Here is a 15,688-nt window from a genome sequence, read left to right on the forward strand (position 1 = left end):
TCGTCACGGCGTCGAAGGCCAGAGCGTGTCGGAGGTCGTCAGCAGCCCCGACAGCCATCCGACGAACTCACGCTGGTTCTCGACGAGATGGAAGTGATCGCCGGGCATGGTGTGCAGATCGAAGTCGGCCACCGTGCAGTCCTGCCACGCCCGCGCCTCGTCCTCGGTGATCTCCGGATCGGCGTCGCTGATCACCGCGGACAGCGGAATATGCAGCGGGGCAACCGAACCAGGCTGGTACCGCTCGATCAGCCGGTAGTCCGCGCGGATCATCGGCAGCATGAGCTCGCGGATCTCCGGATGGTCGAACAGTGCGGTCGTCGCACCGCCGAGACTGCGCAGCTCGTCGAGCAGCCCTTCCTCGGAACGCAGATGCACGTCGTTCGGTCGCAGCCGATGCGGCGGCGGATGGCCGGAGACGATCAGCCGCTCGACCGGCCGGGTCGTCCGGCGCGCGACCTCGAATGCCACGGCAGCGCCCATGCTGTGCCCGAACAACACGAGGGGGCCGCCCGGCAGCGCCGCGACGAATTCGTCGGCGAGGCCTTCGAGGGTGTCCGGGTGGGAGTCGACCAACCGGTCCTCACGGCCCGGATAGATCGCGATCGCAAGTTCGATGCCGTCGGGAAGATGCTCGACCCACCCACGGTAGAAACTTGCCGAACCGCCCGCGTGCGGAAAACACACGAGCCGCAACTGCGGTGACGGTTCCGGGCGGTAGACCCGGAAACGGGACTGGTCGGTGGCTCTCATATCGTTCCTTCATCGAGTGCGATGAGCTCGTCGAGCGCGGTGTCGTGCTCGGACAGGTGCACGACCGCCGGATCGGCGGCCAGGTCGTCGACCACACGGTCGGGCGCGAGGACTTCGGCGGCGAAATGCACGCCGGGACCGATCCGGCCCGCGGCCACCGCGACGATCGCGGGCACCGCTGCGGCCGCGACGAGTGCCGCGGCACTGTCGGCACGCAGCACCAGCGATCGAGTGACCGGCTGCCCCGCGATCTTGCCGTCCAGCTGGAACAGCATGGTGGCGTGCCGCGCGCGGCCGAGCACGTCGAATTCCGCCGCCTGCCGGACCTTTTCGGTCAGGCCCGCGACCTCGGACTCGGCGCTGCCGGGAATCTGCTGGAGCAGGCCGGGCAGCCGCTCGCCTTCGAGTACGGCGTACCAGGTACCCGACCCGAGCCCGAGGTTGGTCGCGCTCCGGCGCGCCTCCGGCGACAGATACGGCTGCGCGGTGACCGGCTCCCTGAAGTGCGGCAGGCGGATATCGGTTTGCCGCCGCACCGCGTCGAGGGCTGGACCGTTGCGCCACGCGGCCAACGGCACATCATCGCCGTCCCGGATACCGACGACGTAGTCGTAGGCGGAGGAGTACCCGAAGGTGTCGCGGGCGCCGTGGTACACCGTCAGCGATTCGATGACATCGCAGCCACGCGCCAGGTGCCGCGGCAACAGCCCGGTCAGGCCGGGGATCATGCCCGCGGAAAGCACCGCGCACCAATCGTGCGCACCGGCCAGGCGGGCATGCACGGGGTGGTCACCGCCGATGTCGACGTAGGGCACGCCTGCCCGCCGTGCCGCGAGCGCGACCCGATCCAGGATCAGCCGGGTCGGTCCCGCGCAGTTCACCAGGACGGTGCAGCGTGCGCTGAAGCGCGCGAGCGCGTCGGCATCCATCAGGTCGAGCTGCGCGAATTCCCCGGCGCCGCCTAGCCGTTCGGCGATCAGCGCGCGACCGGCGGCCGCATCGCGTCCGGCGATCAGCAGATCGCCCGCCCCGTGCTTGTGCAACCGCTCGGCGATCAGCGCACCGACCGCACCGTAGCCGCCGAGCAGCCCGATCCGCGCGGTCATGATCGCGCCTCGTTCAGGAGTTCGGCGAGCAGCGGGAATTTCTCGTCGGGCGACGGGTGGTGGACCGTGACATCGTCGAGGCCACCGGCGCGCAGCTCGTCTACCAGTCCGGTCAGCTCGGGTTCCGGGGCCGATCCGACGACCACGACCGGTCCGCCGTACGGCTGAACCCGGTACCCGCGCAACGCATCTACCGTCGCGCGGAAGATGTCGTAGCGCTTGGCCGTGGTCAGGTCCGTGGCGATCTCGACCAACGCCCCGATCGCCGCGATCCGCTCGGCCGAGGTGGTGCGCCACGGATGCCCGGTCACCTGCGCGAGGGTCGGCGGGAAGCCCACCGCCGCCGGTGCGACCCCGATCTCCTTCGCGAACAGGTACTCGAGTTCGGCATCGTCGCGGGCGAGGTCGCTGAGCCGATACGGATCGACCAACACCACCTTGTCGACTGCTGTTCCGGCGGCCGCGATTTCGCGAGCCAACTCGAGCGCGAGCACCGCGGTCGCGCCGTAACCGGCCACCTGGACCCGGCCCGGACGCTCGGTGCGGACGAAGCGCGCGTACGCCGCGGCCCGCCGCTCCAGCAGCAGTTCCGGCTCGGTGCGCAGATAGGTTTCGGCGTCACCGGCGGTGAGCCCCAACACCTTTCGATCCGGGTCCAGCAGGTTCGGCAGCGCGGCGAAGTTGTAGAACTTGCCGGTGCCGTCGTGCACGAGCACCACAACCGGGTCCGCGGTCCCGTGGCCGAGATGCACCAGCGGCGACACGATCTTGCGCCGCGCGGGTTCCGGCTGCGCCGCCTGACCCACGCTCGCCAGATAGCGGGCCATGGCCGCCACCGTCGGCTCCGGCAGCAGTTCGCGCACCAACGTGTCGAAGTACATGCCCGCCGCCTCCGGCACCCGATCGCGCAGCTTCGCCACCAGCTGCGTCGACAGCAGCGAATTGCCACCGAGTGCGAAGAAATCGTCGTGCCGACCGACCTTCTCGATCTTGAGTACTTCGGCCCACAGCTGAGCCAGCGTGGTTTCCAGACCCTCGGCCGGCTCGTCGCCGCCCATGGCCGCCACCCCGGACAGTCCACGCAGTTCGGAGGCGAGCGCGGCGCGATCGACCTTCCCGTTCGCGGTGACCGGTATCGCCGCTACCGGATGGACCGCCGACGGGCACATGTAGCCGGGCAGCAGATCCCGCAGGTAGCGGTCCAGGTGCAGGTCCTCCAGCGGCTCGGTGGCGGCGACGAACGCGGCCAGCCTGCGGCGCAGCGCCTCGCCGCCGTCGACGAGCACGACCGCGCCGGACACCGCGGGGTGCGACAGCAGCGCCGACTCCACCTCCGCCAGCTCGATGCGGTGGCCCCGAATCTTGACCTGGTCGTCTTCCCGGCCGAGGAACTCGATCGCCCCCGACGGCAGGTATCGGCCGAAATCACCTGTGCGATACAGCGTTTCACCGGTGACCGGGTGGCGTCGGAAACGCTGCCCGGTCCGCTCCTCGTCATTGAGGTAGCCGAGGGCAACGCCGACCCCGCCGATGTACAACTCCCCCGCTACCCACTCGGGACGGTCCCGCATTTCGTGGTCGTAGACGTGGAAGGTCTGATTCCGCAACGGGAAGCCGTAGGGAATGCTCGATGCGTCCGGATCGACCGCATCGATGGGGTAGTGGATCGACCAGATCGACGCTTCGGTCGCTCCACCGAGGCTGATCAACCGCAGACCCGGCACCCTGGCCCGGATCTCGTCGGGCAGGGTGACCGGAATCCAGTCGCCGGACAACAGCGCCAACCGCAGCGACGGGAAGGCCAGGTCGGGGTGCGCCGACAGGTAGTGGCTCAGCATCTGCAGCTGGGCGGGCACCGAGTTCCATACCGTGATGCCATGGCGCGCAACCAGTTCGGCCCAGTGCGACGGTTCGCCACGCCGAGCCGCGTCGGGCAGCACGAGGGTGCCGCCCGCACCGAGGGTGCCGAAGATGTCGTAGACCGACAGGTCGAAGCCGAGATTGGCCAGGCCGAGTACGCGGTCCTCGGCCGTGACCTCGAAGCGCTCGGAGATATCGGCGATCGTGTTCGCCGCGGCCCGGTGGCTGATCATCACGCCCTTCGGCGTGCCCGTCGAGCCGGAGGTGTAGATCACGTAGGCCAGGTCGTCGGGGGTGCGGTTGCGCGCCGCGGGCTCGAAAGTCGCGGTGTTCGCGGCGATCTCGTCGAGTCCGATGGCCCGGACCGTGGTCGGCGCGGTGGTGTCGGCCTGTGCGCCGACGAGGAACGCGGCACCGGAGTCGCTCAGGATGCGATCCCGCCGCGTCACCGGCTGTCCCGGATCGATGGGCAGGTACACGCCACCGGCCGCCATCGCGCCGAGCACGGCCGCGATCTGATCCAGGCCCTTGTCCACCGCGATGGCGACGATGTCACCCGGCGCCGCACCGGCCTGCCCGAGGGCGTCCGCGATGCCGCGGGCGCGGGCGCACAGCTGGTGATAGGTGTAGCTGCCCGCGGCGTCGACGACCGCGATCCGGTCGGGGTGCCGCCGCGCGGCCGCGAGCACCGGCTCGTGCAAGAGCGTGTCGGGGATCAGGCCGGTCGTCGCGTTGACCTCGGTGCGGCGCCGTGCCTGGGCGGGTGACAACGTCACCGGCGCTTGCGCATTCCACACGTCCTCGTCGCGCGCCAGCCGGACCAGCAGATCCTCGAAGGCGGCGAACATGTCGTCCACCAGGCCGTCGGGGAACACCTCGGTGCGCACATCCCAGTTCAATTGCAGGGCGCCGTCGCGCTCCAAGGCCTGGCAGTCGATCCATACCTGCGGTGTCTGGCTGATGCCGTACCCCAACCGGCCGAGCGATGCCTCGTCGTTGCCGCTGTCCAGGCCGATCGAACCGGTGAAGACCACCGGCATCAGCGCCTCGTCCTGGCTGCGCCTGCGGGCGATTTCGCGGATCACCTCGATGCCGGAGAACAGCCGGTGATCCATGTCGTCGAACAGTTGAGTGCCGAGCCGCTGGGCCCGCTCGGCGAAGGTGGCTGCGCCGCCCGGGCGCACCTCGAGCAGGGTGACCGAGGTGAAGTCACCGACCAGCACGGGCACATGCGGATGCAACGGCAGCCGGTTGAGCAGCGTCAGGTTCAGCGTGAAATCCGGTCGCCGCGCCCACATTCCGATGATCTCGGCGTAGGCGGCGAGCACCGCACCCGACGCGGTCACGCCCGCCCCACCGGCACGCCGTTTGAAGGCGACCCAGTCGTCGGGCGCGAGGTGCAGTTCCCTGCGGGTGAATGTCGGCAGGTCGTCCTCGCGCGACGAGGTGGGCAGTTCGGGAGCGGGCGGCAGGTCGTCGACGCGGTCGAGCCAGTAGTCGCGGTCGAGTTGGTACTGGGCCGCGTCCCGCATGCCACGCTCGGCGAGCACGTAGTCGCGGAACGACACATCGGTCTGCGGCAGTGCGTAATCCGGGTCCCGCTGCAATCGTTCGAGTTGGTCCAGCAGCATCGAGATGCTGGCCCAGTCGGCGAGCAGGAAGTCCACCGACACGTGCAGCACCGCCCTGGCCGGTGCCAGGGTGAGGCGCAATTCGAACAGTGGCCACTTGTCGGTGCTGATCTGCTGATGACCGAGCTCGTCGCGGACCTTGGTCAGGAACGTTTCGACGGCCTCGTCGGTGCCGGTGCGCAGATCGGCGACCGGGATCGGGTAATGCGGAACCTCCGGCAGCACCTGCTGAAAGCCCTCGTCGGAGACGACGGCACGGAGCATGTCGTGGTGCGCGATCAGCCGATTCCAGGCCTGCTCCACCCGGCCGGGATCGAGTTCGTCGTACTCGACTTCGACGTACATGTGGCAGGCGATGCCGCCGTAGGCGTACCGGTGCCTGCGGCCCATCACGTACGCGGTCTGTACGTCGGTGAGCGGGAACGGATCGTGCGCGTGCGCCGGATCGGCGACGACGGTGGGCAGTCCCGCGCTGCGCAGGGCGGCGAGGATCGCCTCCTTCTGCTCCCGGAGGGCCGCGACGCGTTCGCCGGTCATCACCCCTTTCGGGGCGCGGAATCGGAGCTTGCCCGATTCTTCCCAGAGATGCACCCCGGCCTTTTCCAGTTCCGCGATAACTTGATTGGGACTCATATCTCGCCGTCCTCCATTGATTCGTCGAGCTGGGCCGAGATCGTGTCGGCGACCGCGGCCACGGTGGGTTCGGCGAACATCTGCCGCAGCCGCAAGACCACACCGAACTGGCGGCGCACCGCCTCGGCGAAATGCGTTGCCGTCAAGCTGTCGCCACCGATGGCGAAGAAGTTGGTGCGCCGGCCGATGTCGGCGCCCGCGCCGGGCAGCAGCCCGGCCCACAGCTCCGCGATGGCCTTTTCCACCTCGGTGCGCGGCGGTTCGCCTGCCTCCTCGCCGTCACCGATCGAGCTGAGCAACTCGGCCACTCGCTTGCGGTCGACCTTGTCGCGGGCGCTCAGCGGCAACCGCGGCAGCACGGTCAGCCGATCGGGCACCATATGCGTCGGCAGTTCGCCGCGCAGCCCGGCCAGCACCTGCTCCGCATCGAGCACCGGGCGGTCCACCGCCGAGCGCGCGGTGAGCAACAGCAGTGCGGAATCGTCCCGCTCGGCAATGTCGATCTCGGACAGGTCCGCCGCGGTCAGCACGTCGGCCCAGCGGGCCTTGTCCAACATCGGGCTGCGGCGGCCGCCGCCGAACCCGCGCTCGAGCAGGGCCGCGGTGAGCAACCCGATCGGTGCCAGCTCACTGTGCTCGATACCGACCAGCAGACCGCGTGGGACGAGCAGGTCGGCCGCCTCCAGTGCGCCGTCCACCGGATCGCGATACCGGTGCAGCGCAACGACTGTCACGACGACGTCGAAGTGGTTGCGCAGGTCCTGCGGCAGCACCCCACCGGTCATCGCGCGGAACTGCCTGTTGTGCGGCAGCCCGTCGAGCCGCTGCGCGGCCAGGTCGAGCAGTCGGGGCGACGGGTCGAGCAGGGCTAGGTCGATGTGTTCGCTATCCAAGCCGTCGAGCAGGTGGCGCGCGGCCAGGCCGGTGCGGCAACCGAGTTCGGCGACGCGGACCGGACGGCCGAGCCGGACGGCGAGTCCGGTGATCGTTCTGGCGATCCGGCCGATCGCGTCCCGGACATCCGGCTGCCCGGCGACCAGCGACTCCGGCGCGAGCACCGGGTCCTCCAGCAGGGTGAGCGGTGATCGGTCGCCGCGCAGGATCTCGGTGAGTTCGGCATCGGCGGCGGCCAATCGTTCGGCCACGGAGTGCATCCAGGTGCCCTCGGCCGCGGCGACATTCGCCGCCGAGATGGCCGGATCACGGGCCTCGTCCCAGCGGGTTCCGGTACCGAAGCGGCCGGAGTGCGCAGTGAGCACGTCCCGCTCGACGAGCCAGTCGAGCCACAGCACCAGCAGGTTGCGGAAGTCGTCGGCGACGCCGAGTGCCGCCGCGATGTCGTCCACCGGAGCGGGGCCGGACTCGAGCCCGTCGGCGAGCAACGCCGCGATCCGCGCCTCGACGATCGCCGCTTCGACATCGCCACCGGTGGTGAGCGCCTCGTCGACACCGCCGTCGAGCACTCGGTCCAGCTCCGCCATGCCGTCGGTGGCCGGGGTCGCCCCGCCGTGTGCCGCGGTGACCGCCGCGGCGAGTTTGCGGTGGACGCCGGTACCGACGGTGGTCGCGACCGCGCTATCGATGTACGGATGCGCCTCGAGCGCGGATTCGATCTCGCCCAGCTCGATTCGATGACCACGCACCTTGACCTGATGGTCCAGCCGACCGAGGAATTCCAGCGTGCCGTCCGGCCAGAACCGCGCCACATCACCGCTGCGATACCAGCGCTGTCCCTGCCAGGACACGAACTTCTCCGCGGTCTTGGCCGGGTCGCCCCGGTATCCCTGGGCGACGCATACTCCGCCGATCCACAGTTCACCGGCCACCCAGTCCGGGCAATCCCGGCCCTGGGTGTCCACCACCCGGTGGCACTGGTTGTGCAGGGCGAATCCGTAAGGGATGGAACGCCATTCGGGATCCATCTCGGTGACTTCGAACGCGTTGGACCAGATCGCCGTCTCGGTCGGCCCGCCGAGCGCGACGAATCGGCCTGCGGCAGAGCGTGCCCGGTATCGGACGGGCAGGTCCATGCCCACCCAGTCGCCGGCCAGCAGCACCAATCGGATCTGGTCGGCCGCACCGTCGGCCTCGGCCGCGGTCAGGTACATGTCGAACAGCGCGGGCACGCTGTTCCACACCGTCACCTCATGGCGTCGGCACAGCTCCACCCAGCGGCGGGCCTCGCGGCGATCCTGCTCACCGATCAGCACCAGCGCACCGCCGACACTCAGCAAGCCGAACAGGTCGTACACCGACAGATCGAAATCCGCCGCCGACAGCGCCAATGCCCGATCGTCGGCACCGACGCCGAACCGTTCGTTGACGTCGTCCAAGGTGTTCATCGCCGCCCGGTGCGAAACCTCTACGCCCTTGGGCTCACCCGTCGAACCGGACGTGAAGATCACGTAGGCCGAACCGGATACGTCGACGCCGACCGGACCCGGCAGCGGAGCGCCGTCCGGTGCCGCCGGAGAGATCACCCGCATGTCCTCGGGCCATCCTCCGCTGGTCTCGTCGGCCAGCACATACCGGACGCCCGCCGAAGCGAACATCCGATCCCGTCGCGCCACCGGTTGGTCGACACCCACCGGTACGTATGCCGCACCCGCGGCCAGCACACCGAGAATCGAAGCAACCTGGGCCGGACCCTTCGGCAGCGTCACGCCGACGACGTCACCGCGACGCACCCCACAGGCCACCAAGCCACCGGCCACCTGTAGCGCCCACGCGGCCAACGTCCCGTAGGACAACTCGCCGTCCTCGCCCCATACCAAGGCCACCCGGCCCGGCTCACGCTCGGCCCATTCGAAGAACCCGCCGTGCAACGGCCTGCCGCTCTCCGCGCGCGGTATCGGCAGCGAGTTCCGCTGGGGCAGCCGCAGCGGCAGTGGCGTCGCCCAGTCACCCCCGGCCACCCAGTCGAGCGCGGCGCAGTAGGCGGCGAACATCTGGTCGATCACGCCGTCTGCGAACAGTCCCTCCACGAAATCCCAACTGACCGAGACTCCGTCGGCATATTCGCGAACCTGAAGGTCCAGCGACACCTGCGGGGTATGCGAGATTTCCCAGGAGACCTCGGCGAAGGCGGACGCGCCACTGGTGTCCATGCCGTCGAGCACGCCGAGCGCACTGGTGAACACGACCGGCATGCTCACCTCGGCCACCCCGGCGCGCCGCCCCATCTCACGCAGCGCCCAGGTGGCGGACACAGCCTGATGGTCGAGGCCGCGCCAGATCTGTTCCTGCAGACCACGCGCCCGTGCGGCCAGTCCCGAGCCCGGTTCCGGTTCGTACGCGACCAGCAAGAGCGAGGTGAACTCGCCGAGGATGTTGTCGATGTCGGGGTGTACCGGGTCGCGCTGGAAGGTGGTCAGCGTCAACGTCATATCCTGCTGCGTGCTCCAGGCACCGAGGACTTCGGCGTAGCACGCCAGCAGCAGCGCCGACGGGGTGATCTCGTATTCGCGGGTCCGCTCGGTGATCTTCGCCCAGGCGGCCTGGTCGATGTGGGTCTCCCGGCGGGCGAAGCGCGGCGTCTCGATGCGGCCCGGCTCGATGGCGAGCGGAAGTTCCGGCGGCGGTGGTAGCCGGTCGATCAGGTCCAGCCAGTACTCGCGCGCCGCGGCGATGTCCTCCGCGCTCGGCCGGGTGTTGAGCTCGTAGTCGCGGAAGGTGATGCCGACCGGTCGCAGCGGTGCCGCCGGATCCCAGTACAGCAGTTCCAGTTCGGCGAACAGGATGAAGATGCTGAGCGCGTCGACGATCAGGTTATCCAGGCCCACGCCGATGCGGACCCGGTCGCCGTAGCGCACGGCGCGCACATCGAACAGCGGCCATTCGCCGGGCTCGAAGGTTCGATGCGCCATGTCCTCGCGCAGTTCGGCGAGCGCCGCGTCGGCGTCGGCCGCATCGGCCTCGGTGACCTCGATGACGAACTCGGGGACGCTGGGCAGCACCCACTGGTGCACGTTCCCGTCGAAGATCGTGCGAAGCATGTCGTGCCGCTCGATCAGCGTGTTCCAGGCCCGTTGCAGCCGGGCGAGATCGATGTCGCTGCCGTCGAATTCGCTGTAGAAGTGGCAGCCGATGCCGCCGAGGGTGAACTCGGGGCGCCGACCCATCAGGTAGGCGAGCTGCACGTCGGTCACCGGGAACGGGTCGTAGCGGGCCGCCGGATCCGGCTCGAAGCCGACCACGTTCGCGTCGCCGAGCTTCAGCGTCGCCGCGAAACCGGCCAGTGTCGGGTTCGCGAACAATCCGCGCAGCTCCGCGCCCTCGATCCCGGCGGCGCCCAGCCGCGCGACGAGGCGGGTGCCGATCAGGCTGTCGCCGCCGCAGCGGAAGAAGTTGTCGGTTCGCGTCGCGCGGTCGATCGGCAGCAACTCGACCCACAGCTCGGCGACGAGCTGCTCCATTCGCCCTTGCGGTGGTTCGGCTTCCTGATCGGTCGTGAAGTCTTGCCGCTCGAGCACGGTGGCGACGGCGGCACGATCCACTTTGCCGTTAGGCGTCAGTGGCAGCACCGCGATGACGGCGAATTGTTCGGGAACCATGTGCGCCGGAAGCCGATCGCGCAGCCACAGCTCCACTTCGTCACTCGCGGGCTCGGCGGCGTCGGCGGCGGTGATGGCCGCGGCGAGCTTGCGGTGGGGGCCGGTGCCGATGGTGGTCGCGACCGCGCGATCGATGTGCGGGTGGGCTTCGAGCGCGGATTCGATCTCGCCCAACTCGATTCGATGACCGCGCACTTTGATCTGATGGTCGAGCCTGCCGAGGAATTCGAGCGTGCCGTCCGCCCAGAAGCGCCCCATGTCACCGGTGCGATACCACCGTCGGCCCTGCCACCAGACGAACTTCGCCGCGGTCTTGGCCGCGTCGCCGCGATACCCTTCCGCCAGACCGACGCCGCCGATCCACAACTCGCCCGCCACCCAGTCCGGGCAATCCCGGCCCTGGGTGTCCACCACCCGGTAGCACTGGTTGCGCAACGGGAAACCGTAAGGGATAGAACGCCATTCAGGGCCGACCTGATCGACCTCGAAGGCGTTCGACCAGATCGCGGCCTCGGTGGCGCCGCCCAACGCGACGAATCGGCCACCGGGACAACGGCTCCGGTACCGTCCGGGCAGGTCCAAGCCCACCCAGTCGCCCGAGACCAGTACCAATCGAATCCGGTCGGCCACCTCGCCCGCCTCGGCCTCGGCGGTGGTCAGGTACATGTCGAACAACGCGGGTGCGCTGTTCCACACGGTCACGTCGTGGCGTCGGCACAGCTCGACCCAGCGGCGGGCCTCCCTGCGGTCCTGCTCGCCGACCAGCACCAGTGCGCCGCCGACACCGAGCAGGCCGAACAGGTCGTAGACCGAAAGGTCGAAATCCGCCGCCGACACCGCGAGCACCCGGTCGTCGGCATCCACGCCGAACCGCTCGTTGACGTCCTCGACGGTGTTCACCGCCGCCCGGTGCGAAACCTCGACGCCCTTGGGCTGTCCCGTCGAACCGGACGTGAAAATCACGTAGGCCGAACCGGATACGCCGACACCCACCGGGCCCGGCAAGGGAGTGCCACCCGGTTCCGTCGGCGAGATCACCCGCACGCCCGCGGGCCACGGGCCCCGTGCCGCGTCGGCCACCACATGCTGAACCCCGGCAGCGCCCAGCATGAGTTCGCGACGCACAGCCGGTTGATCGATGCCCACCGGTACGTAGCCCGCACCCGCGGCCAGCACACCGAAGATCGCCGCGACCTGAGCCGGGCCCTTCGGTACCGTCACGCCGACCAGATCACCGGGCCGCACGCCGTCGGCGACCAAGCCACCGGCCACCCGCAATGCCCAGTCGGCCAGTTCGCCGTAGGACATCTCGCCGTCCTCGTCCCACAGCAACGCGGGACGCGCGGGATCCGCTTCGGCGCGCTGGAAGAACGCCTCGTGCAGCAGCCGCCCGGACTCCAGCCCTTCGGTCGCGCCGACAACGCCGCGCACCGCCCGCTGGTCCTGGGGTAGTTCGATCGGCACCGGCGCCGACCAGTCGCCGTACGAAAGCCACTCCAGCACACCGCAGTACGCGTCGAACATGCCCTCGACGACGCCCTCGGCGAACAGCTCGGGCACGTAGTCCCAGTTCAGGTACAGGCCGCCGTCCATCTCCATCAGCTGGTGGTCCAGCCATACCTGCGGCGTCTGCGAAACCATGAAGCCGAGTTCGCCGAAGGACTCCCGGAAGTCGGGGCTGAGCAGGTCGCCGCTGTTCAGGTTGCTGGCGAAAACGACCGGCGCACCGGCATGCCCGTCACCATTGCGCGCGAGGTCGCGCAGTACATCGAGGCCGGAGTACGCCGTGTGTGAGATGTCGGTCTGGAACTGCCGCTGCGTGCGCCGGACGCGTTCGGCGAAACCCGCCGCGCCGAGGTCCACCTCGAGCAGGACGAGGTTGGTGAAATCGGCGATCATCTCGGAGACGTCCGGGTGCAACGTTTTCCGGTCGAAGACAGGAACGTTGAGCAGCAACCGCGACGTACCGCTCCACCGGCCGAGCACCTCGGCGAAGGCGGTCGCGAGCATCATCGCGACGGTCACCTGGTGCTCGCGCGCCCGTTCGGTCAGGCGGCGGTACGCGGCGGGCTCGAGCCAGCGCGCGATCCGGCGGAACCGCGGTCCCACGATTCGTTCGGGATCGACGGCGAGCGGAAGCGGCGGCGCGGCAGGCAGATCCGCCAGCCGAGACGTCCAGTACGCCCGGTCCCCCGCGACGGCGGCCGCGCGCTGCGCCGTCAGTTCCGTCCGGTAGCGCGGGAACGAATACGCCAGGGGGCGCAGCGTTTCGGGGTCGCCGCGGTAGGCCGCGGCGAGATCGTTCAGGAAGATGTTGAAGCTCAATACATCCGCGACCAGCAGGTCCAATTCGACGTGCAGCCGGGTCGAGCCGTTCGGCAGCAGCGACAGCTGCACGTCGAACACCTCGCCGTGCTCGACGTCGAGTCTGCGGTGCGACAACGTATCCCGCAGCGTGCTCAGTTCGGCCGCGGCCCGGTCGGAATCGCGCAGATCGTGCACCCGTAGGCCGGGCCAGTCCGGCTGCGGCACGATCTGCTGGGTACCGTCGCCGAGAATGCGCACCCGCAACATCGCGTGCCGTTCGGCCACCGCGCGGACCGAGTGTTCGAGGCGCGCGGGATCGACACCGCCGCCATCGATCTCGAGGTACACGTGGCAGCCGACGCCGCCGAGCGGCTGGTCGTCGCCACGGCCGACCCAGTACGCGTGTTGAATGGGGCTCAGGTCGAAGGGGGCTGATTCGTCCACCACGGCGGCGACGGCGGCCGTCGGCGAAATCTCCGGGGTTCGTGCGGAAACCAGCTGCCACCAGTCGGCAATCGTCGGCCGTTCGAACAGCTCCGCGAACTTGATGCCGAGACCGCGCCGGTTCCAGGAATCGACGACTCGCATGACGTTGAGCGAGTCGATACCGCATTCGATCAGGTTCTCCGCCGGATCGATGTCCTCCGGAGCCTCGCCGAGCAGCGTCGCGACCAGTAGCACGAGGTCGCGCAGGCTTTCCGGGATTCTCGATTCGAATGTCGCGGTGGCCGCGACCGGGGGCACAGATCCGTTGAAAACCATGATTCTCCCAGTAAAAAAATCGTTGTCGAACCGTCAACAGGCTTGGTCGCTGCGGCTTTCCAGCGCCTCGGCAAACCGCTGCCAGTCCGCGGCACACAGCCGGGCGAGCTCGACGATGGCCCGGGTGCAGTGCCCGGGGATGTTGCGGGTGACCGCATCCCATTCCGCGTCGTCGGCACCCGGTGCCTCCAGCCAGCGCAGCAGGGTGCGGCCGGATTCGGAGAAACGTATCGATGGATCGGACCGAAGCCGGCGCACGACCGCGCGTCGATCGACGGTGGGCAGGACCGGGACGGGGGCGACCGAGGTCTCGACCGCGGCGCGAGCACGTTGCTGCGAGGGCACCGGATTCTCCCCACGGCGCATCCGCGCCCGGACATCCTTGGCGGTGGTGGCCGAGATTCCGGCCGCACGCGCGACCTCACGAGCCGACGCCGTGGGATTCTCGGCGAAGATCTCGCTCGCCCGGATGCGGCCGTCGACCCGGTTGCGCGGGTGATACCGGCCGTCGCGGCCGAGCCGCTCGGATGGCGGCACGTTGCCCGACTCGCCGCGCAGCGAGGCGACGGTCTTGTCCGAGATGCCCGCGACGGCCGCGATCGCTCGATCGGACCATTCCGGGTGGTACTCGATGATCCGCGCGGCGGCGGCCTTGCGGTCGGCCAGGGTGAGCGGCAGGCCGTGCGCGCTGTTGAGCCGGACCGCGAGCACGAAGGCATCGCGCTCGTCGCCGTCGAAGAATTGGACCTCGATGGTGTCGTCGCCGCGCAGCTCGGCTGCCCGCAAGCGGTGTGCGCCATCGATCACCCGCATCGACGCCCGGTGCACGATGATCGGCGGGAGCGGGGCCTTCACCGCGGCAAGGGTCTGGATGTGGGCGGCGTTTTCGGCTTTTCGTGGCGAATCACCGAAAAGTAACTCGGTGATCGGAATTTCGATTCTTTCGCCCTCAGCGAGAACGCTTGTCGAATCGATGCTGGTAACCGTACCCATTTCCGGCCCCATCCTTCCTGCGTTGCCCATTTCGATTGAGCTAGGCGCCAGCATGCATAACCGACGAACTATTGGGCAATAGGTAAAGGGAGGGGTGCACCCGGTCGATCAACAAGGCAAGCGATAAGGTGATCCGCCGTTACTACTTTCGGCTCACTCGCTGACCGGGATCGGCCATGGATCCGCTAAACGCCACGGCAGCTCCGCAGACGTGCTAGGACTGGCAGCAGAGCCGAATTGCTGATGGGCGCGGGCTTTCCGGCAGGGTCGGGGTAAACGTGCACCTGGTCCCGATCGGCTCGCTGGTCGGCGAGCGCACCGGGCAGGTCATCGCGGCCGCCCCGACTCGGGCGGCGGCGGGCATGCCGAATCGACTACCGACCGGCGCGGTGTGCCGGGGCAGTCGAGGACAATTCGCGGCTATTGCCGCCTGCCACCCGGCGACGAAAGCAGTCCGAGCGCGACGGCGCGATGGACGGCGTCCAGGCGCGAGCGCGCTCGCAATTTTGCGTAAACACGGGTCAAATGTCGTTTGACGGTGGCTTCGCTGACATATAGCTGTGCGGCGATCTGAGAATTACTGAACGCACGAGCTACTAATTTGAGAATTTCTAATTCGCGGGAGGACAACGTGGGGCCTTCCGCCTCGCCCGCGGAGGGCATCGCCCAGCGGGGCACGTACCACATCACCATTTGGCCGTCCCCGACCACCGAGCGGATGCCGGCACACAACTCTTCGCGCCCCGAGGTTTTCGCGATATAGGCGGACGCGCCGACGGACGTCAGCTCTTGCACCAGATCGGTGCTCGCGTGCATGGACAGCACAACCACCCGGGTATCCGGCGAGACACCCCGGATCTGCCGAATGGTGGTCACCGCGCCCTCGCCCGGCATTTCCACGTCGAGCAGCAAGACGTCCGGCCGGTGCTCGGCGGCCAGCGCGACGGCATCGTGGCCGGACGCGCCGTCGCCGACGATGTGGAAATCCGGCTCGGCCGCGAGAATCTGGCACACACCCTGCCGGAACAACGTGTGATCGTCGGCAATGACGACCCGGTACCGCTCGGAACGCTCGGAGGTCATCGTTCCT

General features: G+C 68.9%; 6 protein-coding genes. All 6 read right to left on the minus strand.

Features of this window, described 5'->3' with window-relative positions; all coding sequences use genetic code 11:
* Positions 1-3: 3 nt before the first annotated feature.
* Positions 4-753: a thioesterase II family protein gene (locus ACFK0J_RS34650; RefSeq protein ID WP_378733914.1), complete on the minus strand. Its 750-nt coding sequence runs from the start codon at positions 751-753 to the stop codon at positions 4-6.
* Positions 750-1,859, minus strand: a complete 1,110-nt coding sequence (locus ACFK0J_RS34655) for a saccharopine dehydrogenase NADP-binding domain-containing protein (RefSeq protein ID WP_378733915.1) — start codon at positions 1,857-1,859, stop codon at positions 750-752. The genes ACFK0J_RS34650 and ACFK0J_RS34655 overlap by 4 nt, the downstream gene beginning before the upstream one ends.
* The gene (locus ACFK0J_RS34660) at positions 1,856-5,983 is read right to left on the minus strand and encodes an amino acid adenylation domain-containing protein (protein ID WP_378733916.1); all 4,128 of its coding nucleotides are present in this window, start codon (positions 5,981-5,983) and stop codon (positions 1,856-1,858) included. The genes ACFK0J_RS34655 and ACFK0J_RS34660 overlap by 4 nt, the downstream gene beginning before the upstream one ends.
* Positions 5,980-13,605, minus strand: coding sequence for an amino acid adenylation domain-containing protein (locus tag ACFK0J_RS34665; RefSeq protein WP_378733917.1), 7,626 nt, complete (start codon positions 13,603-13,605; stop codon positions 5,980-5,982). Before ACFK0J_RS34665 ends, ACFK0J_RS34660 begins: the two co-directional genes overlap by 4 nt.
* A gap of 33 nt (positions 13,606-13,638) precedes the next feature.
* Positions 13,639-14,598: a ParB/RepB/Spo0J family partition protein gene (locus ACFK0J_RS34670; RefSeq protein ID WP_378733918.1), complete on the minus strand. Its 960-nt coding sequence runs from the start codon at positions 14,596-14,598 to the stop codon at positions 13,639-13,641.
* Positions 14,599-15,018: 420 nt separating this feature from the next.
* Positions 15,019-15,681, minus strand: coding sequence for a response regulator transcription factor (locus tag ACFK0J_RS34675; RefSeq protein ID WP_218471573.1), 663 nt, complete (start codon positions 15,679-15,681; stop codon positions 15,019-15,021).
* Between the last annotated feature and the right edge of the window lie 7 nt (positions 15,682-15,688).

Source organism: Nocardia brasiliensis (assembly GCF_042691675.1).
Taxonomy (GTDB): domain Bacteria; phylum Actinomycetota; class Actinomycetes; order Mycobacteriales; family Mycobacteriaceae; genus Nocardia; species Nocardia brasiliensis_D.

What these genes read in the sequence shown, in the direction of transcription:
- ACFK0J_RS34650 (WP_378733914.1), bottom strand. Translation starts at nt 753, where the DNA reads ATGAGAGCCACCGACCAGTCCCGTTTCCGGGTCTACCGCCCGGAACCG.
- ACFK0J_RS34675 (WP_218471573.1), bottom strand. Translation starts at nt 15,681, where the DNA reads ATGACCTCCGAGCGTTCCGAGCGGTACCGGGTCGTCATTGCCGACGAT.
- ACFK0J_RS34655 (WP_378733915.1), bottom strand. Translation starts at nt 1,859, where the DNA reads ATGACCGCGCGGATCGGGCTGCTCGGCGGCTACGGTGCGGTCGGTGCG.
- ACFK0J_RS34665 (WP_378733917.1), bottom strand. Translation starts at nt 13,605, where the DNA reads ATGGTTTTCAACGGATCTGTGCCCCCGGTCGCGGCCACCGCGACATTC.
- ACFK0J_RS34660 (WP_378733916.1), bottom strand. Translation starts at nt 5,983, where the DNA reads ATGAGTCCCAATCAAGTTATCGCGGAACTGGAAAAGGCCGGGGTGCAT.
- ACFK0J_RS34670 (WP_378733918.1), bottom strand. Translation starts at nt 14,598, where the DNA reads ATGGGTACGGTTACCAGCATCGATTCGACAAGCGTTCTCGCTGAGGGC.